Raw genomic sequence first — 23,406 nt, forward strand, 5'->3', positions numbered from 1 at the left:
GTACTGCAGGGGGGACCCTGTGGGAGAGTAGGACGCCGCCGAACGATTATTGGGAAAACCCCCGCACCTCACGGTGCGGGGGTTTTCTGCGTTTATGCTCTGGCTATGCGCTACGACTTGGTGATCTTCGACAATGACGGTGTCCTGGTGGACAGTGAGCCGATATCCAACCGGCTGCTGGCCGCCTATCTGACGGAGCTCGGGCACCCCACATCGTACGAGGACTCCATCCGCGACTACATGGGCTCCGCGATGCATCGGATCCATGATCTGGTGCTGGAGCGTACGGGGGAGCGGCTGCCGGCGGAGTTCGATGACGTGTTCCACCGGCGGGTGTTCGCGGCGTTCGAGCGGGAACTGACGCCTGTGGCGGGTGTGGTGGACGTGCTGGAGAAGCTGGCCGCGGACGAGGTGCCGTACTGTGTGGCGTCCTCGGGGAGCCATGAGCGGATTCGGGTGGGGCATCGAACGACCGGGCTGGATCAGTGGTTCGAGGAGTCGCGGATCTTCAGTTCGCAGGACGTCGGGAAGGGGAAGCCGGCTCCGGACCTGTTCCTTCACGCGGCCGAGCGGATGGGTGTCGCGCCGGGCCGCTGTGTGGTCGTGGAGGACTCTCCCCTGGGGGTGCAGGCGGCTGTCGCGGCCGGGATGGACGTGTACGGCTTCACCTCGATGACGCCTGCCGCCAGGCTGGCGGGTGCCACCCAACTCTTCCCCGACATGGGCGAGTTGACGGGTCTGCTCGCCTGACATTTGTCATGCGGAGCACCGGACGATCGTTCCTACCGCCCGACCCCCGCCCACGGCGAAGCTAAGGGCATGACGACGAACACGGTTCCCCAGCAGCAGAGCATGTCGAAGAACTTCGCGCCGCTGATCGTGGATGTGGCGGTGCCGCTCGGTTCGTACTACCTGTTCAAGGACGGCTTCGGGACGAGCACCTTCGCGGCGCTCGCCTGGAGCAGCGTGGTGCCCGCTCTGCGGACCGTGTGGGGCGCGGTCAAGGAGCGCAGGACCAACGCGCTGGCGGGGTTGATCCTCGTCGTCAACGTCGTGTCGCTGCTGCTGAGTTTCGTCTCCGGTGACCCGCGCCTGATGCTCGCCAAGGACGGCGCGGTCAGTAGCACGATCGCGGTCGGGATCCTGGTCTCCGTGGCGCTCGGGAAGCCGATGATGACCGCGGGCATGAAGCCCTTCCTGGTGAAGGGGGACACGGCCAGGGAGGCCGCCTGGGAGCGGCTGGAGTCGGGTGCCTCGTCCCGCTCGGCGGACTTCCTTCGGAAGGAGCGGGTCTTCTCGCTCGTCTGGGGTGCGGTGCTGCTCGCCGAGTGTGTGGCGCGGGTGGTCGGGGCGTACACCATCCCCGTGGACACCATGGTGTGGCTCGGCGGGGTCGTCATGGCCGTCTCGATCCTGGGCGGGATGCTGGTCAGCGGTGCTCTCGCGGCCGGGCCGATGGAGAGCATGGTCGCCGCCGAGGTGAAGGACGCACAGAAGAAGGCGGCCCAGGTGCGGGAGCTCGAACTCGCCCGGTAACCGGCCCGGTGACCCGCCGGGTAAAGCTGAGGGAAATTCACCTTTGGCTGGATCTACCCACGAGTACGTTGGGGCCCTACGCTCGCCGCCATGACAGATGTGCTGCGGCGCGGTAGGGCCTCTTTGGCGTTCAGCTTCTTCGCTCAGGGCGTCGCCTTTGCTCTGCTGGTGACGCGTATCCCGGCCATCCAGGACCGGTACGGCGTCTCCGACGCGCTGTTGCCCGCGTTCCTCGCCGCCGTGCCGGTGCTCGCCGGTGTCGGCAGTGTCACCACCGAGAAGCTGGTGAGGCGTATACCGCCCAGCCGGGTGCTGCGCTGGGCCCAGCCCGTCGTGCTCCTGGCGCTGTTGGGGGTGAGCGCGGGGGAGCACTTCGTCGAGCTGGGCATCGCGCTCGCCGCGTTCGGGCTCTCCGTGGGTGCGCTGGACGCGTCGATGAACATGCTCGGGGTGAGCCTGCAGCGGACGTACGGGCGCAGCATCATGCTGAGCTTCCACGCGGCGTACAGCCTGGGTGGGATCGTGGGGGCCTCGCTGGCGTGGGTGGGGGCGCACTGGGACCTGGCGCTGTTCGTGTCGTATCTGCCGGTCGTGGTGGTGCTGTTGCCGGTGGCCTTCGTGGGGAGCCGGTGGTACGTCGACGGGGGGAGCGCGCCCGTCGAGGCGAAGGACGGAGCGCAGGACGGGGCGGAGAGCGGGCCCGTCGTCTTCAAGCTGCTGTTGCCGCTGTGTCTGGTGATGACGTTCGCGTACATCGGGGACTCGACGGTCTCCAACTGGAGCGCGAAGTACCTCCAGGACGTGCTGGGGAGTTCCGAGCAACTGGCGACGGTGCCGTACAACGTCTACATGATCACCACGCTGCTCGGGCGGACCATCGGGGACCTCGGGGTGCGGCGGTTCGGGGCCGTTGCGGTGGTGCGGGGCGGGGCGCTGGTCGCGGCGCTCGGGTTCGCGGTGGTGGCGGGGGCGTCGGGGCCCTGGATCGGCATGCTCGGGTTCACGCTGCTGGGCGTGGGGCTGTGCGTGCTGGTGCCGCAGACGTTCGCGGCCGCGGGGCGGCTGTTCCCGGGGGCGTCGGACACGGCCGTGGCTCGGCTCAATGTCTTCAACTACGTCGGGTTCCTGATCGGCTCGCCGTTGGTGGGGGCGTTGGGTGACGCCTGGACCTATCGGGGGGCCATGCTGGTGCCGATGGTGTTGGTGCTGCTGACGTTGGTGTATGCCAGGTCGTTCGCCGCTCAACCGGACCGATACGGTGGCGGGCATGAGCGGCCGCGCACAGCTGATGTGGGACGAGGCAGTAACGGGCTATGACTTCGGGCCGGACCATCCGATGGATCCCGTCCGGCTCGCCCTGACACGACGACTGGTCGACGCCTTCGGGCTCGATCGTGAGGTGGACGTCGTGTCGGCGAAGCCGGCGGGGGAGTCGACGTTGCGGCTCGTGCACCGTGAGGACTACGTGGCGGCGGTCAAGGCCGCGTCCGCGGACCCCGGGGCGGCCGACGGGTCGTACGGGCTGGGGACCATGGACGATCCCGCGTTCGCCGGTATGCACGAGGTGTCCTCGCTGATCGCGGGGCAGTCCGTGGGTGCCGCGGAGGCCGTGTGGCGGGGGGACGCGCTGCACGCGGTGAACTTCGCGGGCGGGCTGCACCATGCGATGCCCGGGGGTGCGTCGGGGTTCTGTATCTACAACGACGCGTCGCTGGCGATCGCGCGGCTGCTGGAGCTGGGGGCCGAGCGGGTCGCGTACATCGATGTGGACGTGCACCACGGGGACGGGGTCCAGGCCGCCTTCTGGGAGGACCCGCGGGTGCTGACGATCTCGCTGCACGAGCATCCTCGGACGTTGTTCCCGCAGACCGGGTGGCCGGAGGAGGCGGGGGCGGACAGTGCCGAGGGGTCGGCGGTGAACGTCGCCCTTCCGGCGGGGACCGGGGACGCGGGGTGGTTGCGGGCGTTCCACGCGGTCGTGCCCGAGCTGATCGCCGACTTCCGGCCGCAGGTGCTGGTGACGCAGCACGGAGCCGATACGCACTTCGAGGATCCGTTGGCGCATCTGGCTGTCTCGCTGGATGCGCAGAGGGCCGTGCAGGTCGCCTGTCATGAGCTGGCGCACGAGTACGCGGACGGGCGGTGGGTCGCGCTGGGTGGGGGCGGGTACGCCGTGGTGGAGGTGGTGCCGCGGTCGTGGACGCATCTGGTGGCTGTGGCGGCGGGGCGGCCGATCGAGCCCTCGGCGGGGATTCCTGACGGGTGGCGGCAGGAGGTGTTCGCGCGTACGCGGCAGTTGGCGCCTGCGCGGATGACTGATGGGCGGTGGCCGGTGGAGTGGGTGGGGTGGGAGGCGGGGTACGACCCTGCGGATCGGTTGGATCAGGCTGTGTTGGCTACGCGGCGGGCGGTGTTTCCGTTGCGGGGGTTGTTGCCGTAGGGGTTTTCTCGCCCCCGCCGCCCCTACCCGTCCCATCCTGTCCCGGGGGGGCTGCGCCCCCAGACCCCCGTGGGGTGGGGGGTGGTTGGGGAGGGTTGGTTGGGTGCGGGTGGGTGGGGGCTGGTCGCGCAGTTCCCCGCGCCCCTGAAAACCGGGCAGTTCCCCGCGCCTCTGAAAACCGGGCAGTTCCCCGCAGCCGTGAGAAGCACGGCCGGTTCTCCGCGGCCCCGAAAAGCCGCGCAGTTCCCCGCGGCCCCGGAAAGCACGTCCAATTCCCGCGGTCCCACGAGTGCCCAGTTACGCCGACCGTGCGGTCTTTGGGCGTTCTCGGTGTTCCCTCTCTTCCGATACGTCAGCATCGGGCCCGTGTTGAGCACCGGAGCGTTGCGGGAGCATTTGTTGGCTTCCGGGCTTGCGGGGGTCGTGGCCACTTCGCGGGAGGCCAGCCTGCGGAGGTATCGGCTGTTCGCGGCTCGGGATCCGCGGGTGTTGATGGGGCTGGATCCCGAGGGGAGTTGGGGGCAGCCGGAACTGATCGCGTTGATGGCGGACAGGTGTGGGGTCTCGGGGGACCCGGGGGTCACCTCCGGCCTGGACGCCATCGATCCGGAACGGACTCTGGCGGCCCTGGACGCCTTTGCGGAACGCCTCGCGGAGGTCGCGCGGCGTAGGGCACCGGTGCTTCTGGGGACCGGACATCCGCATCGGTTGCTCGGGTTCTACGGCGGTCTGGCAGACGCCTTGTCGGCGGCGGGGTGTGAGATCCTCACCCCCGCGATGGGTAGACGTGTCGACATAACGACCCGGTTCGGTCTACGCACGCACAACCTCGACTACGTACGAGGAGTCGCGCTGGTACGCGAACCCGGCGCTCGAAGCTCCGGTTGTGAGACCGGCGCACACACACATTCACCGCTCCCGGTTCGTACCGTTCTGGCCGCTGCCGCCGAGGGTGGGGGGCCGCTCCCGGAGCTCGTCATCGGGGACCACGGTTGGGTCTGCGGGGCAGGTCAGCTGGGGTTTGAGGCGATGGGGCCGGCGGATACGGACGATCCCGCGCTCTTCGTCGGTCAGGCAGAGGGGCGGGTGTCCGTCGTCGTTCCGCTTGATGACGCTGTGCGGTCTGATTACTACCGACCGCTTACCCGCTACGTACTCAATCGAGCGTGTCTGTCACAGTAAGGCGCCGATGCCATCCCCTCTTCCCCACTCGCATCACCCGCCCCTACATTGGGGAGTGAGCACGCAGCGACGAAGAGTCACCGGAAGGGGAAGCCGGTGGCCGTCGAGTGCGGAAGGTTCAGGTGTGTCATGGCTGCAGCTGGCGAGAGGCCTCTGAACGAGGTTCAGTTCCTGACCGTGGCGGAAGTCGCCTCGGTGATGCGAGTGTCGAAGATGACCGTGTACCGGTTGGTGCACAGCGGTCATCTGCCGGCGATCCGGGTGGGGAGGTCCTTCCGGGTGCCGGAGCAAGCTGTCCACGAGTACCTCCGCGAGAGTTATGTGGGGGTGGAGACAGCCTGACGACGTATGGGTGTTGAGGGGTCACGGGGTCCCTGCGGGACTCCCGGGGCCCCTCGGCTCCGCCTCGATTACGAGCTCAGCGCTCGGGCGGGTAGGCTAGCCCCTCGTAGGTCGTGTGGGCCCATGGCCCTCAGCACCGAGTGATGAGAAGTGAGCGAGGGTAGTCGTGGGCTCTGTTATCAAGAAGCGGCGCAAGCGGATGGCGAAGAAGAAGCACCGCAAGCTGCTCAAGCGCACGCGCGTTCAGCGTCGCAACAAGAAGTAAGGCCGGCCCCGAGGGTGGTTGTTCCACCCGGAGGCTGATGTCTTACGGCTCTGCGTGAGCGCTGCGACAACGCGCTCTGTGGCCCCCCACCCATGAGGTGGGGGGCCACAGTCATACCGTCCTGTCGTACGACAGCCGGAACTCGTCACTTCGTGCGTCGGGCGGTCATCACAGCGCAACATCGACCCGTTAACGTGGCCGAACACACGGGGAACACGGCAGAGTACGAACAGCACTCCACAGGCAGGTGCCGACGTCTGAAAGGAAGGCGTTGATCTTGGGCAAGGTCGTACTCGTGACCGGGGTGGCCCGTCAGCTGGGAGGTCGGTTCGTACGGCGGATCCAGCGTGACCCGGAGGTCGACCGTGTGGTCGCGGTGGACGCGGTGCCGCCCCAGCACCATCTCGGCGGCGCGGACTTCGTGCAGGCGGACATCCGGCAGCCGACGATAGGGCGCGTGCTCGCGGAGCACGGCGTGGACACCGTGGTGCACATGGACGTCACGGGCACCCCGCTGGGCAGCGGCAGCCGGACCACGGTCAAGGAGACCAACGTCATCGGCACGATGCAGCTGCTGGGCGCCTGCCAGAAGTCCCCGGCGGTCAAGCGGCTGGTGGTGAAGTCCAGTACGAACGTGTACGGGTCCGCGCCGCGAGATCCGGCCGTTTTCACGGAGACGACGCCGCCCAAGTCGCTCCCGAGCGGTGGCTTCGCGAAGGACACGGTCGAGGTCGAGGGGTACGTGCGCGGGTTCGCGCGCCGTCGGCCCGATGTGGCCGTGTGCGTGCTGAGGTTCGCGAACATCCTGGGGCCGAGCGCCGACTCGCCGCTCGCCTCGTACTTCTCGCTGCCGGTGCTGCCGACGGTGCTCGGCTACGACCCGCGGCTGCAGTTCGTGCACGAGGACGACGTGATCGAGGTGCTGCGGATCGCCTCGCACGAGCCGGCCCGCGGCACGCTCAACAGCGGCACGTTCAACGTCGCCGGCGACGGGGTGCTGCTGTTGTCGCAGTGCGCGCGCAGGCTCGGGCGGCCCACGGTGCCGCTGCTGATGCCCGCCCTGAGCTGGGTGGGTTCCGCGGTGCGTACCCTGGGTGTCACGGACTTCTCGCCGGAGCAGCTGAGGCTGCTGACCCACGGGCGGGTCGTGTCGACGGTCCAGATGCGCGAGACGCTGGGCTACAAACCCAAGTACACGACGACGGAGACGTTCGCGGACTTCGCTCGCAGCCGTGGTCCCGGACTGCTGCCGCCGGAGGCCCTTTCGAGGGCCGTCGACCGGATCGCCGCACTGCCCGCCCTGGGCGGTGGCCGGCCCCCGACGCAGAGCGCCAACTGAGGAGCGCATCAACGATGGCGGATGCCAAGGTCATTCCGTTCGACGACGACCGGTCGCGCGCCGGTGCCCCGCAGCGCCCGCCGCGCCGCCGGAGTGCCGCCGGGAGCCGGCGCAAGGGCGAGTCCGCGCTGGTCCGTGAGGTCCAGGCACTGCCGGATCCTCCGCTCAGGCAGGATGATGTTCCTGTGACAGGTGAGCAGCCGGAGGCGCCGGAGGGACCCGAGACGCCTGAGACGTCCCAGGGCGATGGTCTGGAGCGCCGTATCGCCGGAGGGCTGGCCTTCCTGCGGAGGCGGCTGACGGGCGACTACGAGGTCGACGACTTCGGTTACGACGCCGAGCTGACCGACCAGGTCCTGATGTCGCTGCTGCGGCCGGTGTACGAGAAGTACTTCCGGGTCGAGGTGAAGGGCATCGAGAACATCCCGTCCGACGGCGGGGCCCTGATCGTCGCCAACCACTCCGGCACGCTGCCGCTGGACGGCCTGATGATGCAGGTCGCGGTGCACGACAACCATCCGGCGGGCCGCCACCTGCGGCTCCTGGCGGCCGATCTGGTGTTCATGCTGCCGGTGGTGAACGAGCTGGCCCGCAAGGCCGGTCACACGCTGGCGTGCGCGGAGGACGCCGAGCGGCTGCTGGCGCGCGGCGAGGTGGTCGGGGTGATGCCCGAGGGGTTCAAGGGCATCGGCAAGCCCTTCAACGAGCGCTACAAGCTCCAGCGCTTCGGCCGCGGCGGCTTCGTGTCGACCGCCCTGCGCCAGGGCACGCCGATCATCCCGTGCTCCATCGTGGGCGCGGAGGAGATCTACCCGATGATCGGCAACGCGAAGACACTGGCGCGGCTGCTGGGGTTCCCGTACTTCCCGATCACTCCGACGTTCCCGTGGCTCGGTCCGCTGGGGGCGGTTCCGCTGCCGACGAAGTGGACGATCCAGTTCGGCGAGCCGATCCCGACGGACGGCTACCCGCCGGAGGCCGCCGAGGACCCGATGCTGATGTTCAACCTGACGGACCAGGTCAGGGAGCAGATCCAGCACACGTTGTACAAGTTGTTGGTGCAGCGGCGGTCGGTGTTCTTCTGAGGGTGCGTCCCGTGCGGGGACACCTTTTCGGTGCGTACGGCGGTGGGGGCGCCCTCTTTGTTGTGAGCGCCCCCACCGCCGTACACGCAGGGATCTAGTTCGCGTCCTTGCCGTCGATGCCCAGGCCGGGCAGGAGGCCCGGGAGGAGCGGGGGCAGGGTGACGTCCGGGTCCGTCGGCGGGGTGCTCTTGCCGGACGACGGGGACGAGCTGCCGGTGCTGCCCTGGGAGGGGTCCAGGAGGCCGCCCGTGTTGCCGCCGAGCAGGCCGTCGCCGCCGCTCTCCGAGCCCGAACTGGACGGCTGCGGTTTGCCGCTGCCGCTGGGGCTGCGGCTTGAGGAGCCGCTGCCGGTGGCGCTCGGGGCGGTCGGCCGGTCGGTGTGCGCGGAGCCGGTGGAGCCCGGACCGGTGCCGCGCTGCCTGCCGTCACCGCTCTCTTGCGGGGGCGGTGGCAGCAGCGACTGGAGCGGGGCCACCTCTTCGTCTATGGCGTCGAACACCGACGAGACCTGCCGACTGACGTCCCCGAGCTGCACGGGCAGCCGGTCACGCAGCGCTCCCCAGGCCGCGCGGTGGGAACGCGAGAAGGCGGAGAGGGCCTGGATGGGGCCCAGGGACTCGGGATCCCGCTCGAACGCCTCGTGCAGCAGGCGGTGGCCCTCCGACGCGTCGTGCCGCATGCCCGTGAGGGCGCGCCGGACCTCGCCCAGTGACTCGTGGTCGAGGGGACCGCCGCGGTCGCGCTCCATGAGCCGGCGGGCCTCGCTGAGCCGGGTGGACGCCTGGTCGAGGTAGAGCTCGCCGCGGTCCGTGTTGTCGTCGGCCCAGGTCAGCTTGAAGTCCTCGATACCGCGCTTCAGGCCGTACAGCGAGTCACCGGGCAGGGCGTCCGAACTGGCGGCGGCGACACCGCCGAAGGCTCCCGCGGCCACACCGACGCTGAGCCCGCCCGCGGCGAGCCCCTTGGTCAGCCGCGAACGTGGCCGCAACTTCCCCAGTGGGCTCGCCCGATGAGCGCCCCGCGCCCGGCCCGACCGCCCGCCCGTCTCCCACCACCGCCCTTCTGCGGAAGTCGCTTCGCTCCCCTTTTGACTGGGCACCACGGGGTCCGCCTCGCCCGAAGCCGTGCCCTCCTGCAGCATGGCCTCCATCGCGGCCACGAGCTGGGCCCGCTGGACGACCTTGACCTCGGGGTCGAGCTCCGGCTTGGGCAGCTCACCGAGACCGGTCGCGAGGGCCAACAGGTGCCCCCGCTCGGCCTGTCCCGCGGTGGCCGAAGCCGAACCTTCGGGCTGCTCTGCCGCCGTGTCCCGGTCGGGCAGCTCATCCAGAGCCTGGGCGAAGGCGTTCGCCCGCCGGTGTGCCGATACGTTCGCGATCACTGGCGGCACCTCCTCTCGTCATGACGGTCGACTCCCCAGGGGGTCCTGAGGGTTGCACGCCTCGACCACTTCCACACGATCGAGTGATCGATGTAGGCCAAGGCGTGACCACAGGGAGTCTGCATCCCGCACAACGAGCGGCGGAGTACTTGGGTTACGGACGGCGGATGATCCGTCCGAGAAGTCAACGGTCTTTTACGGAAGGTGAGTTGGGAGTCACTGAACGTGGGGTGCGGAGGTGCTGTTCAGCGGGCGTCTTCCGGCAGGAGCCGGGCGAGGGTGCGGACGGCGCGGTACTGGAGGGTCTTGATCGCGCCCTCGTTCTTGCCCATCACGCGGGCCGTCTCGGCGACGGAGAGGCCCTGGAGGAAGCGGAGGGTGACGCACTCCTGCTGCTGGGGGTTGAGGCGTCGTACGGCGTCGAGGAGCGCGGCGTTGGACAGGGACTCCAGGACGGAGTCCTCGGGGGAGCGCTCGACCTCGTTGGCGTCGAGCATCTCGCCGGTGGTGACCTCGAGGCGGAAGCGGCTGGACTTGAAGTGGTCGGCGACGAGGTTGCGGGCGATCGTCACGAGCCAGGCGCCGAAGTCGCGACCCTGCCAGGTGAAGGTGCCGATCCGGCGCAGGGCGCGCAGGAAGGTCTCACTGGTGAGGTCCTCGGCGGTCGCCTTGCCGCCCACCCGGTAGTAGATGTAGCGGTACACGGTGTCGCTGTACTGGTCGTAGAGCCGGCCGAACGCGTCGGCCTCGCCGGCCTGGGCGCGCTCCACGAGATCCATCATGCGTGCGCTGTCGCTGTCCGCGGCCGGACGGCGGGCGGTGGTGGTGGTCGAGCCGGCGCGGGCGCGTCTGCTGACCACCGCGGTGCCGTCGGCGAGTGCGTAGCACGGGCCGACATGGGCGGCGGGAACGGCGAGCGCGGGTGCGGCGTACGCGGTGGGGACGAAGCCGCGCAGCATGTCTTTGACCGTTGCGCGCAGCGTAGCCAGGCCCGAGGCGTCAACCCCGACGTGTGGGTACACGGGACTCCCAGAGGCAGAGCTTCCATCACGTGCAGTACGGGACCGTTCACCCGTCGTAGCGACGGAGGGGTACCGTTTTGCGTCTGAGGAGAATAACGCTTCGTGCAGGCACTGCTACACCCAGTTGCTAAAATCGTCGATTACGTCGCTTCTGTAACCGATTGACGCCTGTTCAAGTGCCGTTCCGCGACCGCTTGTTGTTCGTATGGGCTCGCTTTGAGCTTCGCTCCGGGGCGTGTTGTGGCCGGGTGCGGGGAGTGTGACTGGCGGGGGTGACGTGCGGGTAAGGGGGCACGAATAGGGGTTCCCTCCGGCGGGTTGGCCAGGGGTGTCTCGTCTGCCGGGCTCTGTTGGTGGGCGGGTGCGGGTTCGTTGTGGCTTGTCGCGCCCACGCGGCGGAGCCGCAGATCAACACCGCCCCGCGCCCCCTGAAAGCCTGGGCGCACCCGACACCGACCCGCACCACCACGCACCCGCAGCCGCCGACGCGCGCAAGGGGGGTGTGCCGGGGGTGTCCGCCCGCAGCGGCCGGCGTCCGCCACCGGGAACGTCACGCACCCACATCAACCGCCGGACCGAGGACGGAGACCTCCCGCCCGGCGCGCCCCCGACCCGCGAACCAACCGCAGGCGCCCCGGTATGCGCCGGAGACGGTACGTCGTCATGCCGGGTGCGCCCGAACTCCCAGGGGCGCGGGGAACTGCGCGACAGGCCACGACGGCGGGTGGGCCACCCGCAAACCTCAGGCACCCACCACGCGAAACCGCCCCAACCGCCGGAGGCTACCGGCGGCGACGGTGCAGCGCGATCGCCGCCGCCGTGCCGCCCGCCACCGCGCCGACGCCTGCCGCTGCCGGGAGGCCGACCTTGGCGGCCTTGCGGGCCGTGCGGTAGTCGCGCAGGCGCCAGTCGAACTGGCGGGCGTGTTTGCGGAGCTTGGTGTCCGGGTTGATCGCGTAGGGGTGGCCGACCAGGGACAGCATGGGGATGTCGTTGTGGGAGTCGCTGTAGGCCGCGCAGCGGGAGAGGTCCAGGCCCTCCGCCGTCGCCAGCGCCCGTACCGCCTCCGCCTTCGCCGGGCCGTGGAGCGGCTCGCCGACCAGCTTGCCCGTGTAGACGCCGTCGACCGACTCCGCGACCGTACCCAGCGCGCCGGTCAGGCCCAGGCGGCGGGCGATCACCGTGGCGATCTCGACGGGGGCCGCCGTGACCAGCCACACCTTCTGGCCGGCGTCCAGGTGAGCCTGCGCCAGCGCGCGTGTCCCCGGCCAGATCCGCTCGGCCATGTACTCGTCGTAGATCTCCTCGCCGATCGTCATCAGCTCGGCCACCCGGTGGCCCTTGACGATCGAGAGGGCGGAGTCGCGCGCCTCCTGCATGTGTTCCGGGTCCTCGACGCCGGCCAGCCTGAACCACGCCTGCTGCCAGGCGAACTTGGCGAGATCGCGGGTCTCGAAGAACTTCCGCTTGTACAGGCCCCGCCCGAAGTGGAACAGCGCGGCGCCCTGCATGACGGTGTTGTCGAGGTCGAAGAACGCGGCGGCCTGCTCGTCGCCGTGCACGGGGAACTGCGGCTCGGCCTCGCCGGGCAGGCCTTCCAGGCCTTCGAGGCCTTCCAGGCCCTGTAGTTCCTGTTCCTGCGAGGACTTGCGCGCTGCCTCCGCCGAAGCCTCGCCTGCCAAAACGCTCCGCGCCGTGGCGGAGCGCCTACGGGGAGTGAGCCATCCAAGAGCGGCCATGTCGTGAGCATAGCCAGTCTGTTCGGTGCTTCCGGAGTCGCGAGGTTTGGAGGGTGTGAACTCTCTGGGGCGGTGCCGTTAAGGAAGGCGTCCGATCGGCGTGTCCGCGTGCGGTGAGCGGCGCGAGAATGGCGGACATGAGTCCCCTCTTCAGGCGGAACGACCGCCGTACGGACAAGCAGACGGCACCCGAGAAGCCTCAGAGCCATCGGGGCCACCTCGTCACCCTGATCCGCAAGCCCGGCTGTCATCTCTGTGATGACGCCCACGCCGTCATCGAGAAGGTGTGCGGTGAGCTCGGGGTGCCGTGGGAGGAGAAGGACATCACGCAGGACGAGGAGCTCTATCAGAAGTACTGGGAACAGATCCCCGTCGTGCTCGTCGACGGAAAGCAACACACTTTCTGGCGTGTGAACGAGCAACGCCTCCGCAAAGCCCTCACATGAGGCCTGACTGAGTAGTCCAACTGGTCCAGAACGTCGCTTAGGATCGATGGCGAACTGGTCTCGGGGGCGGGGATCGTTGAGGAGAGTGTGCGGCTTTGCCCCCATCATGTGAGGAACGACGGTGCTCGCGCGCCGGTTCCATACGGATGCGCCGGGGGCGCGTGACCCCGGTCACGTTGGCCGGGCAAATCGGACACCATCTTTGTGCACGCGTTCACAAAGACATAGCCTGCATTCGACGGGGCGGTCTGGGGACGTGTGACCGCCTAAAGCCCCGCGCTACCCGCAGGAGCACCGTGGCAACTGGCCGTACTCACCGACCGGCGACCCGCAGCCGAGGAATTCCCGAGGCCACCGTCGCCAGGCTTCCGCTGTACCTCCGCGCCCTGACCGGGCTGTCGGAGCGCTCGGTACCCACGGTCTCCTCCGAGGAGCTGGCGGCCGCGGCGGGGGTGAACTCCGCGAAGCTGCGCAAGGACTTCTCCTACCTGGGCTCCTACGGGACGCGGGGTGTGGGGTACGACGTCGAGTATCTCGTGTACCAGATCTCGCGTGAGCTGGGGCTCACCCAGGACTGGCCGGTTGTGATCGTCGGTATCGGTAACCTCGGCGCCGCGCTCGCCAACTACGGCGGGTTCGCGTCCCGTGGTTTCCGTGTGGCGGCGCTGATCGACGCCGATCCGGCGATGGCCGGCAAGCCCGTCGCGGGCATCCCCGTGCAGCACACGGATGACCTGGAAAAGATCATCGACGAGAACGGCGTGTCGATCGGTGTCATCGCCACGCCAGCCGGAGCCGCCCAGCAGGTGTGCGACCGGCTCGTCGCCGCCGGGGTCACCTCCATCCTGAACTTCGCGCCGACCGTGCTCTCCGTGCCGGACGGCGTCGACGTGCGCAAGGTGGATCTGTCGATCGAACTCCAGATCCTCGCCTTCCACGAGCAGCGCAAGGCCGGCGAGGAGGCCGAGATCGCGGGTGAGGCCGAGGCCGAGGCCGACGCCGTCATACAGGCTCCCAAGGAGTCCGGGAAAGGGCCCGACGGGGACGTCCCCGCCGTGATGCCGGCATGAGTCTCCTCGTCGTCGGGCTGAGCCACCGCAGCGCGCCGGTCAGCGTGCTGGAGCGGGCCGCGCTGTCCACGGACACGCAGATCAAGTTGCTCCAGGACACGGTCGCCGCCGAACCGGCCACCGAGGCCGCGGTCCTCGCCACCTGCAACCGCATCGAGCTGTACGCCGACGTGGACAAGTTCCACGCGGGCGTCGCCGAGCTGTCCACGCTGCTCGCCCAGCACAGCGGCGTGGGGCTCGACGAGTTCACGCCCTATCTCTACGTGCACTACGAGGACCGGGCCGTCCACCACCTCTTCTCCGTGGCCTGCGGGCTCGACTCGATGGTGGTCGGCGAGGGCCAGATCCTCGGACAGATCAAGGACTCGCTGGCCCGGGCGCAGGAGCTGCACACCGCGGGCCGGCTGATGAACGACCTGTTCCAGCAGGCCCTGCGGGTCGGCAAGCGCGCCCACTCCGAGACCGGTATCGACCGCGCCGGCCAGTCCCTGGTCTCCTTCGGCCTGGAGCAGCTGGCCGCCGGCGTCGACGTCGAGACCTGGGCCCGGGGCAAGCGGGCCCTCGTCATCGGCGCGGGCTCCATGTCCTCCCTCGCCGCGGCGACCCTCGCGCGCGCCGGAGTGGGCGAGATCGTGATCGCCAACCGGACGTACGACCGTGCCGAGCGCCTCGCGCAGATCCTCACCGAGCAGGGAGGAACGGGCGAAACGGGCGTGACGGCCCGCGCGGTCCCGATGGACGCGGTGCCCGGCGAGCTGGCACGTGCCGGGGTTGTCGTGTCCTGTACCGGTGCGACCGGTCTTGTCCTGACGGCCGACTCGGTCGCGACGGCGGTCGAGGGACGCGTCCCCGCGCAGGTGGGCCCGCAGACTCCGGGCACCGGGTCGGGCCGTACGGCATCCGGGGCGGGCACACGGTCCGCACACGAGGACACCCCGCTGCCGCCCACCTCCGTCGGCACCGAGGAGGGCTGCCCGCTCGACCTGTCGGCCGTGCAGGGCGGCGGCTTCTCCGTGCTGGGGGAGGCCGCGGTCGCCGGGATGGACGCGGCGGAGCTGGAGCAGCACGCGGCCTGGGTGGACAACGCGACCGTGGACCGCCGCGAGCGCCGCCGTACGCCCGACGCCGACGCCGAGCTCATCACCGCGCTCGCCGCCACCGTCCGCGTCAGCGGGCGGATCCCCGAGCGGCGCAGGCCCGAGCCCGTCGCCGGCGTACCCCGGCCGGAGCCCGTGCTCGCACTGCTGGACCTGGCGATGCCGCGGGACATCGACGCGGCCGCACACCGGCTGACCGGAGTGCGGCTGGTCGACATCGAGTCGCTCGCCGAGGCGTCCGCGGGCGCGCCCATGGCGGCCGACGTGGACCAGGTGCGACGTATCGTCTCCGACGAGGTCGCCGCCTTCGGTGCCGCGCAGCGGGCCGCTCACATCACACCCACCGTCGTGGCCCTGCGGACCATGGCCGCCGACGTCGTCGCGAGTGAGATCGCGCGGCTCGACGGGCGGTTGCCCGGCCTCGACGACAAGGAGCGCGGCGAGATCACCCAGACCGTGCGGCGCGTCGTGGACAAGCTCCTGCACGCGCCGACCGTACGGGTCAAGCAGCTGGCGGCCGAGCCCGGCGGCGCCGGGTACGCGGACGCGCTGCGGACCCTGTTCGACCTGGACCCGGAGACGGTCGCCGCCGTCTCGCGGGCCGACGATGAGACCGACGGCTCCAAGAAGGACGCCGAGAACCGAGGGCGAGCATGAGTGAGCCACACGTACAAAGGGCCCTGAGGCTCGGGACCAGGCGGAGCAGGCTCGCCATGGCCCAGTCCGGGCAGGTGGCGGACGCCGTGCGCCGGGTGACCGGGCGGCCCGTCGAGCTCGTGGAGATCACGACCTACGGCGACACCTCCCGCGAGCACCTCGCCCAGATCGGCGGCACGGGAGTCTTCGTCACCGCGCTGCGGGACGCACTGCTGAGCGGCGAGGTCGACTTCGCGGTGCACTCCCTCAAGGACCTGCCCACCGCGCAGCCCGACGACCTGGCGCTGGCCGCCGTGCCGAAGCGCGAGGACCCGCGTGACGTGCTGGTCGCCCGGGACGGGCTGACGTTCACGGAACTGCCCGAGGGCGCGCGCGTGGGGACTGGTTCCCCGCGGCGCATGGCCCAGCTGAACGGGTACGCGCGCAGCCACGGGCTGAGCATCGAGACGGTGCCGATCCGGGGGAACGTCGACACCCGCATCGGATACGTCAGGAAGGGCGAGCTGGACGCCGTCGTCCTCGCCGCCGCCGGACTGAACAGGATCGGCAGGATCGACGAGGTCACCGACTTCCTGCCGGTCGACATGGTTTTGCCCGCCCCCGGCCAGGGGGCACTGGCGATCGAGTGCAGGGCGGCCAACACCGCCGAAGACGCGCATCTCGTCGCCGCGCTCAGCGAGCTCGACGACCCGTACACACGGGGCGCCGTGACCGCCGAGCGGTCCCTTCTCGCCGCTCTGGAAGCCGGCTGCAGTGCCCCCGTGGGCGCGCTCGCCGACCTTCTGGGCGACGGGCAGACTGTCAAGGAAATGCGCCTGCGCGGCGTCGTCGGCACCACCGACGGCTCGACGCTGGTGCAGTTGTCCACCACCGGTCCCGTGCCCGAGACGTACGACCAAGCAATGGCGCTCGGCCGTGAACTCGCCGCCGAGATGCTTGCCAAGGGCGCGGCCGGTCTGATGGGGGAGCGAGCACATTGAGCCCCACCACCCTTCCCGCCGCTCAGGACCACGGGCACGTCACCTTCCTGGGTGCCGGACCCGGAGATCCGGGACTGCTCACACTGCGCGCCGTGGAGGCGCTGGCGAACGCGGACGTCCTCGTCGGCGAGCACGAGGTGCTCGACGTGGTCCGTGCGCACGCCCGGTCGGGCGTCGCCGTCCTGGACACCGACGCCGATCCGGCTGCCGCGTCCTCCGGTCCCTCCACGCCTTCCGCGTCCTCCGCGGAGACGTTTGCGGGCACGGGCACGCCGCAGCTCTCGGTAGTTGACGGCGCGTCAACGACCGCTGGTGCACCCGCTGTGCGGGATGCGGCACATCTTGTCATGGAGGCCGCGCGGGGCGGCAAGCGGGTCGTCCGTGCCGTGTCCGGTGACCCCGGGCTCGACACGTACGCCGCCGAGGAGATGCTGGCGTGCGCCGCCGAGGGCGTGCCGTTCGAGGTCGTGCCCGGTGTGGCCGCCGCCGTGGGGGTGCCCGCGTACGCGGGTGTGCCGCTGCGGGACGCGCAGGGCGCGGACGTACGGTTCGTGGACGCGCGCACGGCCTCCGACCGGTGCTGGACCGAGGTCGGGGCGTCGGACGGGACCGTCGTGGTCTCCGCGACGCTGGACACGGTGGCCATGGCCGCCGGTGAACTGGTGGCGGGCGGCCGCAAGCCGGACACCCCGATGACGGTGACGGTCGCCGGCACGACCACCCGGCAGCGCACCTGGACGGCCACGCTCGGCACGATCGCGCAGACCCTGAAGCAGGCCAAGGTGCTGCCCTCGCCGCAGGGCGGCCGGCCGGTGATAGCCGTGGTCGGTGAGCATTCCGCCGCCGCCCGGCGCGACCAGCTGTCCTGGTTCGAGTCCAAGCCGCTGTTCGGCTGGAAGGTCCTCGTTCCGCGGACGAAGGAGCAGGCGGTTTCGCTCTCCGACCAGTTGCGCAGTTACGGGGCCGTGCCGCACGAGGTGCCGACGATCGCCGTCGAGCCGCCACGGACGCCCCAGCAGATGGAGCGGGCCGTGAAGGGCCTGGTGACGGGCCGCTACGAGTGGATCGCCTTCACCTCGGTGAACGCGGTCAAGGCGGTCCGGGAGAAGTTCGAGGAGTACGGGCTCGACGCGCGGGCCTTCGCCGGGATCAAGGTCGCGGCGGTGGGCGAGCAGACGGCCAAGGCGCTGATCGCGTTCGGTGTGAAGCCGGATCTGGTGCCGAGCGGGGAGCAGTCGGCGGCGGGTCTGTTGGAGGACTGGCCGCCTTACGATCCTGTGTTCGATCCCATTGACCGGGTGTTCCTGCCGCGTGCGGACATCGCCACGGAGACGCTGGTCGCCGGGCTGATCGAGCTCGGCTGGGAGGTCGACGACGTCACGGCGTACCGGACCGTGCGGGCGTCGCCGCCGCCGGCGGAGACGCGGGAGGCGATCAAGGGGGGCGGGTTCGACGCGGTTCTCTTCACGTCGTCGTCGACCGTGCGGAACCTGGTCGGCATCGCGGGCAAGCCGCACAACGTGACGGTGATCGCGTGTATCGGTCCGGCGACCGCGAAGACCGCCGAGGAGCACGGGCTGCGGGTCGACGTCATGGCGCCCGAGCCGTCGGTTCTCAAGCTGGCGGAGGCGCTGGCGGACTTCGGTTCACGGCGGAGGGCTGCCGCCGTGGAGGCTGGGGACCCGGTGACTCGGCCGAGTGAGCGGAGGCCGGGGGCGCGGAGGCGTCGGTCCACGACGACCTGACCGACCTGACGCGACTGACGAGGGGACGGCGAGGGCCTGCGGGTGCCTCGCCGTCCCTGTCTGTTCGGGCGCACATGCCTGTTGCGTGCGAGCGATCCCCGAAACCTCCACCGCAGCTCGGTTGCCCCACCAGACTTGCTCTTGTCTTCCAAGGAGAAGGGACGACAAGGATGGCGAACAGCGCACTTCTGGTGATGGACGTCCAGCGGGACATCGTGGCTATCGCCGACGACGGTTCCGGATATCTGACGCGCTTGCGGAGGGCGATCGACGGTGCCCGGGCTGCTGGTATCTCCGTGATCTACGTGGTGATCGGGTTACGGCCGGGTGATCCAGAAGTCAGCCCACGCAACAGGGTGATGACAAACGCCGTGCGGGCCGGCCTGTTCACCGAGGGTGAGCCCGGCACCGAGATCCATGATGACGTCGCGCCCCAGCAGGGCGAAGTCGTGGTGACGAAGAGGCGGGGGAGCGCGTTCTCGGGCAGCGACCTCGACTTGGTACTCAGGGCTCGCGATGTCGACAGCCTTGTTCTCACCGGCATCGCCACCAGCGCTGTGGTGCTGTCCACCCTGTGGCACGCCATCGACCTGGACTTCGGCCTCACCGTCCTGGCGGATGCCTGCCTCGACACCGACCCCGAGGTGCACCGGGTCCTCACCGAGAAGCTGTTCCCGCAGTGGGCAGATGTCGTCACCGTTGAGGACTGGCTCAAAGCCATCGCACCGCGATAGCGGTAGGCAGTGTGCACTTCTGGCCGGCGGCCGCCAGTTGGCGCGAGAGTCCCAGAGACACACCGTTCGCGCGGCGTGTCGCTGGGACTGCGGGCCCAACTGCGGGACGCGTGCGTGCTCTGTCAGTTCCCGGAGGAGTACGGCAGGAAGGCTGCCCAGGCAGTGGGGGTGACGGCGAGGCGGGGGCCGTGGGGGTTCTTGGAGTCGCGGACGAGGATGTGGTCGGGGAGCGCCGCGACCTCGACGCAGTCGGGGCCCTCGTCCGTGCTGTAAGTGCTTTTTATCCACTCCAGGTCGGGGGTGGCGCCGCCGTAGGGCTTGAGGGTCATGTCTCTCCAAGCGCTTTCTCGATGAGGGCCATCGACTCTCGCGGGCTGAGAGCCTGCGCCCGGATGATTCCATAACGCATTTCGAGGAGCTGTACCTCTTTCGGATCAGCGATCAGACGGCTGATGTGCTGCACCTCGACGTGCCCGACGGTTGTGCCGTCCTTGAGCCTGAGCAACCTGAACGATCCAGCGAGGCCCGAGTTCTCTTCGCGGCTCAACGGGAGTACCTGGAGGTCGACGTTCCGGAACTCGGCGACCTCCAGTAGCCGTTCGAGTTGCCCGCGCATGACCATCTTGCCTCCGATGGGCCGACGAAGTGTCGACTCACATTGGACAAAACTGAAGACGGGCTGGGTCGTCGTACCGTTGACGATCTCCTGACGTGCCACGCGTGCTGCTACTCGCTGTTCCAACTCGTCTGCGGTGAAGGGTGGCCGACGTGCGCTGAACACTGCCCGCGCGTACTCCTTGGTCTGCAACAACCCATGGATGACCGAGTTGTTGTAGGCGCACAGCTCGACCGCATCCGCCTCCAGCTTCTTCAGGTCCCGTACCTTCTTCGGGTACCGGACCTCCTCCACGTCCTTCTTCATCGCCGCGATCCTGCCGCTGGCGTTCAGTACCTGATCGGCTTGATCCAGGTACTCGGGCCGAGGAATGCGCCGTCCCCGCTCCACAGAGGAGACCTGTTCCTCCCCGTACCCGATGGCCGTTCCGAACTCGGCCTGAGTGAGGCCGGCTGCCTCCCGCCACAGCTTCAGTTGCCGTACTACGGTCCTCATCACAGCCCCGGCCTCGTCGTCCTCCAGCCCCGCGTCCCACTCGCCCACGCAGTCCGCCTTCCTCAGCCAACCCAGAGTCCAACTCCGGTCACCCGCAGAGCGTCACCCCGGTGCGGCCCGGACAAAGGCCAGAACGCACCCGGACAGCCGCCGTCCGCACGGGCGCCATCTCTTTCACAGACTATGTACGCACAACCACGCTGTGTGACGTGAGCGACCAAATCACCCGAACCGGCAGTTCCGTTACCGCGCCCGCTGGGCTTGCCTCCTCTGCCGCCCCGCCGTACGAATTCTCCGTACCGCTATCCGCCACCCGCCGCGGAGCCCGACTCGCCCGCCTCCTGGCCACGGAGCAACTGCGCACGTGGGGCCTGCCTTTGGATCCGGCGCGGCTCGTCGTCGCCGAACTCGCGGCCAACGCGGCCCTCCACGGTTGCGTCCCCGGGCGGAGTTTCCGGCTCGCCCTCGCCCTCACACCGCCCGCGACGCTTCGTATCGAAGTGACCGACACGCGTGGTGACCGCTTGCCCGTTCGTGCGCCGGTCACCGGCGTGGCCCCCGCCGAAGGGGGCTACGGGCTACTGCTCGTCGAGGAGTTGGCGGATCGCTGGGGAGTGGTGGACGGGCCGGTGCCGCGCAAGACCATCTGGGCTGAGCTGGACCTCGACGGCTGAAGCCCAAGCTCCAGCGGTCGACTGTCGTTTCCGGGTCTTCGAGGTTGAACGGTGCGTCGCCGAAGCGGGGCCCAGGGCCGAGGGTCGCGAAAGTGTGACACTTTTCCGAGAAGTGTCACACTTTCCGCCAGGCGCCCCCCGCCCAGAGGTAGCTTCGGCACCGGCGCACCGCTCAACTTCGAAGACCCAAGGTGGTGGGAGGTCCCGCACCGTGTCGTAGACGGCGTAGAGCTCGCGAAGGTAAGAGCACGCTTCTCCCTCCACGAACGTCCCAAGCGCCGACGCCCGGAAACACAGGCCCCGGCAGTTCGTGCGACGGCGCGGCGGGCGGTCAAGAAGTAAAGAACCTTGGGAAAGAACCCTCCAAACCAACCAAACCACGCGTATGTCACTCGCCGGAGTGAACCGACCCAACCTGGCTGGCGCAGTGGCGGTTTGAGCGGGCAGGCTCGGCCCTGACAACCGCAGACATGCGACGGCCCCCGCCGGGACTGGCATCCCAGTGCGAGGGCCTGACCACCGAGGAAGAACGAGGTCTTCCCCCATGGCTGAGAAGAAGCCTAGCCGCGCCGTGCGCCCGCAACCCCGCGTTCGGCGAACCACCACCCGCTCCGGGGTCACCCACATCAGGGAACACCAGCCGGACCGGTTCACGATCATCGGCAATCACCTCGCCCAGCACCGCGAGTTGTCCCTCACCGCGATCGGGCTGGCCACTCACATCCTGTCCCTGCCCGAGAGCGCCTCGGTCGACATCCGCACCCTTGCCGCGCGCTTTCCCGAGGGCCGTGACCGGATCGCCTTCGCGTTGCGCGAGTTGGAGGCCCACGGCTACATCGAGCGGGTACGGGAGCGCACCGCCGAGGGACAGGTGATCACCCGGACCTATGCCTACAATGCCCCCGCGATCACCCACGCCGCCGGTACGGCCATGGCTGACGGTCACGCGACGCCCTCGCTGCCCGACGCCTCGGCTGACTCGGACCTCACGCGGCCCGTATCCGCTGTGCAGCCGACTTTGACGGCCCCAGCCGTGCCGTCCCCGTCCGCGCCGCCCCTCTCCGAGCAGTACGACAGGGCCGCCGCCCTCCTCGTGAACCTCCGCCGTACCGATGACCGGCTCACCCTCCCCACGCGGGACGTACGCCGGCTCGCCTCCGCCGTGTCCGAGTGGTTCGACAACGGCGCCACTGTCACCGCCGTGCACCACGCCCTCACCGCCGCTCTCCCGTCCGACCTCAAGAATCCGGCCGGTCTCCTCGCCCACCGCCTTCGGGAACTGCTGCCTCCGCCCCTTCCTGCCGCTCCGGAACCCGTGAGGAGTCCGGCGGCCTCGGGCACCCGGGCGAGGCCGCACCCCTTCCAGACCTGCGACGGCTGTGAGCGGGCTTTCCGAGCGCCGAGGCCGGGGCGCTGCCGGGACTGCCGAGTGCACCACCCGCCGAGGGCTGCCGCCGCCGCCTGATCGCGGCCCGACAAACCGTCGGCAAAGGGACCCCCGGGCCAGGCGTAGCGTAGATGGCATGACGAAGTACGGTTCCTTCCCCGGTACGCGGCCCCGCCGGCTCCGTACCACGCCCGTCATGCGCCGCATGGTCGCCGAGACGCGTCTGCACCCGGCCGACTTCATCCTTCCCGCCTTCGTGCGGGAGGGCGTCAGTGAGCCGGTGCCGATCGCGGCGATGCCCGGGGTGGTGCAGCACACGCGGGACAGCCTGAAGAAGGCGGCTCTGGAGGCGGTTGAGGCCGGGGTGTCGGGGATCATGTTGTTCGGGGTGCCGGAGGAGAGCAAGAAGGACGCCCTCGGGACGCCCGGGACCGACCCGGATGGGATCCTGCAGGTCGCCATCCGTGATGTCCGGGCCGAGGTCGGGGACGACCTGCTCGTCATGTCCGATGTCTGTCTCGACGAGACCATCGACCACGGACACTGCGGTGTGCTCGACGAGCAGGGGCGCGTCGACAACGACGCGACGCTCGAGCGGTACGCCGAGATGGCGCAGGTGCAGGCCGACGCGGGGGCGCACGTGCTGGGGCCCAGCGGGATGATGGACGGACAGGTCGGGGTCATCCGGGACGCGCTGGATCAGATCGGGCGCGAGGACGTCGCCATCCTCGCCTACACCGCCAAGTACTCGTCCGCCTTCTACGGTCCGTTCAGGGAGGCCGTTGCCTCGTCGCTGAAGGGGGATCGGAAGACCTATCAGCAGGACCCCGCCAATGCGCGTGAGTCCCTGCGCGAGTTGGCGCTCGATCTGGAGGAGGGGGCCGACATGGTGATGGTCAAGCCCGCCGGTCCCTACCTCGACATCCTCGCCCGGGTCGCTGACACCGTGGACGTGCCGGTCGCCGCGTACCAGATCTCCGGCGAGTACTCGATGGTCGAGGCGGCCGCCGAGAAGGGCTGGGTCGACCGGGAGCGCGCGATCCTGGAGACCCTCACCGGCATCAAGCGGGCCGGGGCGCAGAACATCCTGACGTACTGGGCCGTCGAGGCCGCGCGGATGGTGCGCTGACGGTCCGTCCGGAGCGGATCGGCGACGGGCGGATCGGCAACGGTT

The 23,406-nt window shown here is 69.6% G+C and carries 23 protein-coding genes; 18 read left to right on the plus strand and 5 right to left on the minus strand.

The features are described 5' to 3' along the window. Positions 1 to 105 precede the first annotated feature (105 nt). The 9 genes from AB0959_RS49460 to AB0959_RS49500 all read left to right on the plus strand — a co-directional run bounded on the left by AB0959_RS49460 (position 106) and on the right by AB0959_RS49500 (position 8,189). Positions 106 to 750: an HAD family hydrolase gene (locus AB0959_RS49460; protein ID WP_366833558.1), complete on the plus strand. Its 645-nt coding sequence runs from the start codon at positions 106 to 108 to the stop codon at positions 748 to 750. Between the two features lie 69 nt (positions 751 to 819). Then, entirely contained in the window at positions 820 to 1,536 is a 717-nt protein-coding gene (locus AB0959_RS49465) for a VC0807 family protein (protein WP_366833559.1), read from the plus strand. A gap of 90 nt (positions 1,537 to 1,626) precedes the next feature. Next, positions 1,627 to 2,853: an MFS transporter gene (locus AB0959_RS49470; protein ID WP_366833560.1), complete on the plus strand. Its 1,227-nt coding sequence runs from the start codon at positions 1,627 to 1,629 to the stop codon at positions 2,851 to 2,853. Beyond that, positions 2,804 to 3,976 carry an acetoin utilization protein AcuC gene (locus AB0959_RS49475; protein WP_366833561.1) on the plus strand — a complete coding sequence of 391 codons (1,173 nt, stop codon included), beginning with the start codon at positions 2,804 to 2,806 and terminating at the stop codon, positions 3,974 to 3,976. Before AB0959_RS49470 ends, AB0959_RS49475 begins: the two co-directional genes overlap by 50 nt. A gap of 366 nt (positions 3,977 to 4,342) precedes the next feature. Next, entirely contained in the window at positions 4,343 to 5,158 is an 816-nt protein-coding gene (locus AB0959_RS49480) for a phosphatase (RefSeq protein WP_366833562.1), read from the plus strand. 129 nt (positions 5,159 to 5,287) lie between these two features. Beyond that, on the plus strand, positions 5,288 to 5,500 hold the full coding sequence (locus AB0959_RS49485; protein ID WP_004984898.1) for a helix-turn-helix domain-containing protein: 213 nt from the start codon (positions 5,288 to 5,290) through the stop codon (positions 5,498 to 5,500). Between the two features lie 166 nt (positions 5,501 to 5,666). After that, complete coding sequence (locus AB0959_RS49490; RefSeq protein WP_003948845.1) at positions 5,667 to 5,765, plus strand: AURKAIP1/COX24 domain-containing protein; 99 nt, start codon at positions 5,667 to 5,669, stop codon at positions 5,763 to 5,765. Between the two features lie 277 nt (positions 5,766 to 6,042). Next, entirely contained in the window at positions 6,043 to 7,104 is a 1,062-nt protein-coding gene (locus tag AB0959_RS49495) for an NAD-dependent epimerase/dehydratase family protein (protein WP_366833563.1), read from the plus strand. A 14-nt stretch (positions 7,105 to 7,118) separates the two neighbouring features. After that, complete coding sequence (locus AB0959_RS49500) at positions 7,119 to 8,189, plus strand: lysophospholipid acyltransferase family protein (protein WP_366833564.1); 1,071 nt, start codon at positions 7,119 to 7,121, stop codon at positions 8,187 to 8,189. A gap of 94 nt (positions 8,190 to 8,283) precedes the next feature. Here the strand turns inward: AB0959_RS49500 and AB0959_RS49505 are convergent, their stop codons facing one another. From AB0959_RS49505 to AB0959_RS49515, 3 genes are all read right to left on the minus strand, one after another. After that, a complete protein-coding gene (locus AB0959_RS49505; RefSeq protein ID WP_366833565.1) occupies positions 8,284 to 9,570 on the minus strand; it encodes a DUF5667 domain-containing protein in 1,287 nt (428 codons plus the stop codon). Between the two features lie 245 nt (positions 9,571 to 9,815). After that, the gene (locus AB0959_RS49510; RefSeq protein ID WP_366833566.1) at positions 9,816 to 10,592 is read right to left on the minus strand and encodes an ECF subfamily RNA polymerase sigma factor, BldN family; all 777 of its coding nucleotides are present in this window, start codon (positions 10,590 to 10,592) and stop codon (positions 9,816 to 9,818) included. A gap of 782 nt (positions 10,593 to 11,374) precedes the next feature. After that, positions 11,375 to 12,331 carry an HAD-IB family hydrolase gene (locus tag AB0959_RS49515; protein ID WP_366833567.1) on the minus strand — a complete coding sequence of 319 codons (957 nt, stop codon included), beginning with the start codon at positions 12,329 to 12,331 and terminating at the stop codon, positions 11,375 to 11,377. A gap of 128 nt (positions 12,332 to 12,459) precedes the next feature. Between AB0959_RS49515 and AB0959_RS49520 the strand changes: the two genes are divergently transcribed. The 6 genes from AB0959_RS49520 (at position 12,460) to AB0959_RS49545 (ending at position 19,060) form a co-directional block, all read left to right on the plus strand. After that, the gene (locus tag AB0959_RS49520) at positions 12,460 to 12,777 is read left to right on the plus strand and encodes a glutaredoxin family protein (RefSeq protein WP_366833568.1); all 318 of its coding nucleotides are present in this window, start codon (positions 12,460 to 12,462) and stop codon (positions 12,775 to 12,777) included. Positions 12,778 to 13,073: 296 nt separating this feature from the next. After that, a complete protein-coding gene (locus AB0959_RS49525; protein ID WP_366833569.1) occupies positions 13,074 to 13,847 on the plus strand; it encodes a redox-sensing transcriptional repressor Rex in 774 nt (257 codons plus the stop codon). After that, entirely contained in the window at positions 13,844 to 15,601 is a 1,758-nt protein-coding gene (locus AB0959_RS49530; RefSeq protein WP_366833570.1) for a glutamyl-tRNA reductase, read from the plus strand. The genes AB0959_RS49525 and AB0959_RS49530 overlap by 4 nt, the downstream gene beginning before the upstream one ends. After that, positions 15,598 to 16,581 (plus strand): hydroxymethylbilane synthase, encoded by a 984-nt coding sequence (gene hemC / locus AB0959_RS49535; protein WP_366833571.1) that lies wholly within the window; start codon positions 15,598 to 15,600, stop codon positions 16,579 to 16,581. Before AB0959_RS49530 ends, hemC begins: the two co-directional genes overlap by 4 nt. Then, complete coding sequence (locus AB0959_RS49540) at positions 16,578 to 18,326, plus strand: bifunctional uroporphyrinogen-III C-methyltransferase/uroporphyrinogen-III synthase (RefSeq protein ID WP_366833572.1); 1,749 nt, start codon at positions 16,578 to 16,580, stop codon at positions 18,324 to 18,326. Before hemC ends, AB0959_RS49540 begins: the two co-directional genes overlap by 4 nt. A 170-nt stretch (positions 18,327 to 18,496) precedes the next feature. After that, positions 18,497 to 19,060: a cysteine hydrolase gene (locus AB0959_RS49545; RefSeq protein ID WP_366833573.1), complete on the plus strand. Its 564-nt coding sequence runs from the start codon at positions 18,497 to 18,499 to the stop codon at positions 19,058 to 19,060. A gap of 122 nt (positions 19,061 to 19,182) precedes the next feature. Here the strand turns inward: AB0959_RS49545 and AB0959_RS49550 are convergent, their stop codons facing one another. Together AB0959_RS49550 and AB0959_RS49555 are read right to left on the minus strand one after the other, a co-directional pair. Next, positions 19,183 to 19,389 (minus strand): DUF397 domain-containing protein, encoded by a 207-nt coding sequence (locus tag AB0959_RS49550; RefSeq protein WP_366833574.1) that lies wholly within the window; start codon positions 19,387 to 19,389, stop codon positions 19,183 to 19,185. Then, the gene (locus AB0959_RS49555; protein ID WP_366833575.1) at positions 19,386 to 20,219 is read right to left on the minus strand and encodes a helix-turn-helix transcriptional regulator; all 834 of its coding nucleotides are present in this window, start codon (positions 20,217 to 20,219) and stop codon (positions 19,386 to 19,388) included. Before AB0959_RS49555 ends, AB0959_RS49550 begins: the two co-directional genes overlap by 4 nt. A 161-nt stretch (positions 20,220 to 20,380) precedes the next feature. Here AB0959_RS49555 and AB0959_RS49560 point away from each other — a divergent pair, with 161 nt between their 5' ends. The 3 genes from AB0959_RS49560 (at position 20,381) to hemB (ending at position 23,361) form a co-directional block, all read left to right on the plus strand. Then, positions 20,381 to 20,845 carry an ATP-binding protein gene (locus AB0959_RS49560; protein ID WP_366833576.1) on the plus strand — a complete coding sequence of 155 codons (465 nt, stop codon included), beginning with the start codon at positions 20,381 to 20,383 and terminating at the stop codon, positions 20,843 to 20,845. A 544-nt stretch (positions 20,846 to 21,389) separates the two neighbouring features. After that, a complete protein-coding gene (locus tag AB0959_RS49565) occupies positions 21,390 to 22,310 on the plus strand; it encodes a helix-turn-helix domain-containing protein (protein WP_366833577.1) in 921 nt (306 codons plus the stop codon). Positions 22,311 to 22,368: 58 nt separating this feature from the next. After that, the gene (hemB, locus tag AB0959_RS49570; protein ID WP_366833578.1) at positions 22,369 to 23,361 is read left to right on the plus strand and encodes a porphobilinogen synthase; all 993 of its coding nucleotides are present in this window, start codon (positions 22,369 to 22,371) and stop codon (positions 23,359 to 23,361) included. Positions 23,362 to 23,406: the final 45 nt, after the last annotated feature.

The organism is Streptomyces sp. NPDC046862 (assembly GCF_040704615.1).
Lineage (GTDB): Bacteria > Actinomycetota > Actinomycetes > Streptomycetales > Streptomycetaceae > Streptomyces.

Bases quoted from the DNA above. Each gene is read 5' to 3' on its own strand.
- AB0959_RS49460 (WP_366833558.1), top strand. From the start codon at position 106: ATGCGCTACGACTTGGTGATCTTCGACAATGACGGTGTCCTGGTGGAC.
- AB0959_RS49465 (WP_366833559.1), top strand. From the start codon at position 820: ATGACGACGAACACGGTTCCCCAGCAGCAGAGCATGTCGAAGAACTTC.
- AB0959_RS49470 (WP_366833560.1), top strand. From the start codon at position 1,627: ATGACAGATGTGCTGCGGCGCGGTAGGGCCTCTTTGGCGTTCAGCTTC.
- AB0959_RS49475 (WP_366833561.1), top strand. From the start codon at position 2,804: ATGAGCGGCCGCGCACAGCTGATGTGGGACGAGGCAGTAACGGGCTAT.
- AB0959_RS49485 (WP_004984898.1), top strand. From the start codon at position 5,288: ATGGCTGCAGCTGGCGAGAGGCCTCTGAACGAGGTTCAGTTCCTGACC.
- AB0959_RS49500 (WP_366833564.1), top strand. From the start codon at position 7,119: ATGGCGGATGCCAAGGTCATTCCGTTCGACGACGACCGGTCGCGCGCC.
- AB0959_RS49515 (WP_366833567.1), bottom strand. From the start codon at position 12,331: ATGGCCGCTCTTGGATGGCTCACTCCCCGTAGGCGCTCCGCCACGGCG.
- AB0959_RS49520 (WP_366833568.1), top strand. From the start codon at position 12,460: ATGGCGGACATGAGTCCCCTCTTCAGGCGGAACGACCGCCGTACGGAC.
- AB0959_RS49530 (WP_366833570.1), top strand. From the start codon at position 13,844: ATGAGTCTCCTCGTCGTCGGGCTGAGCCACCGCAGCGCGCCGGTCAGC.
- hemC (WP_366833571.1), top strand. From the start codon at position 15,598: ATGAGTGAGCCACACGTACAAAGGGCCCTGAGGCTCGGGACCAGGCGG.
- AB0959_RS49545 (WP_366833573.1), top strand. From the start codon at position 18,497: ATGGCGAACAGCGCACTTCTGGTGATGGACGTCCAGCGGGACATCGTG.
- AB0959_RS49550 (WP_366833574.1), bottom strand. From the start codon at position 19,389: ATGACCCTCAAGCCCTACGGCGGCGCCACCCCCGACCTGGAGTGGATA.
- AB0959_RS49565 (WP_366833577.1), top strand. From the start codon at position 21,390: ATGGCTGAGAAGAAGCCTAGCCGCGCCGTGCGCCCGCAACCCCGCGTT.
- hemB (WP_366833578.1), top strand. From the start codon at position 22,369: ATGACGAAGTACGGTTCCTTCCCCGGTACGCGGCCCCGCCGGCTCCGT.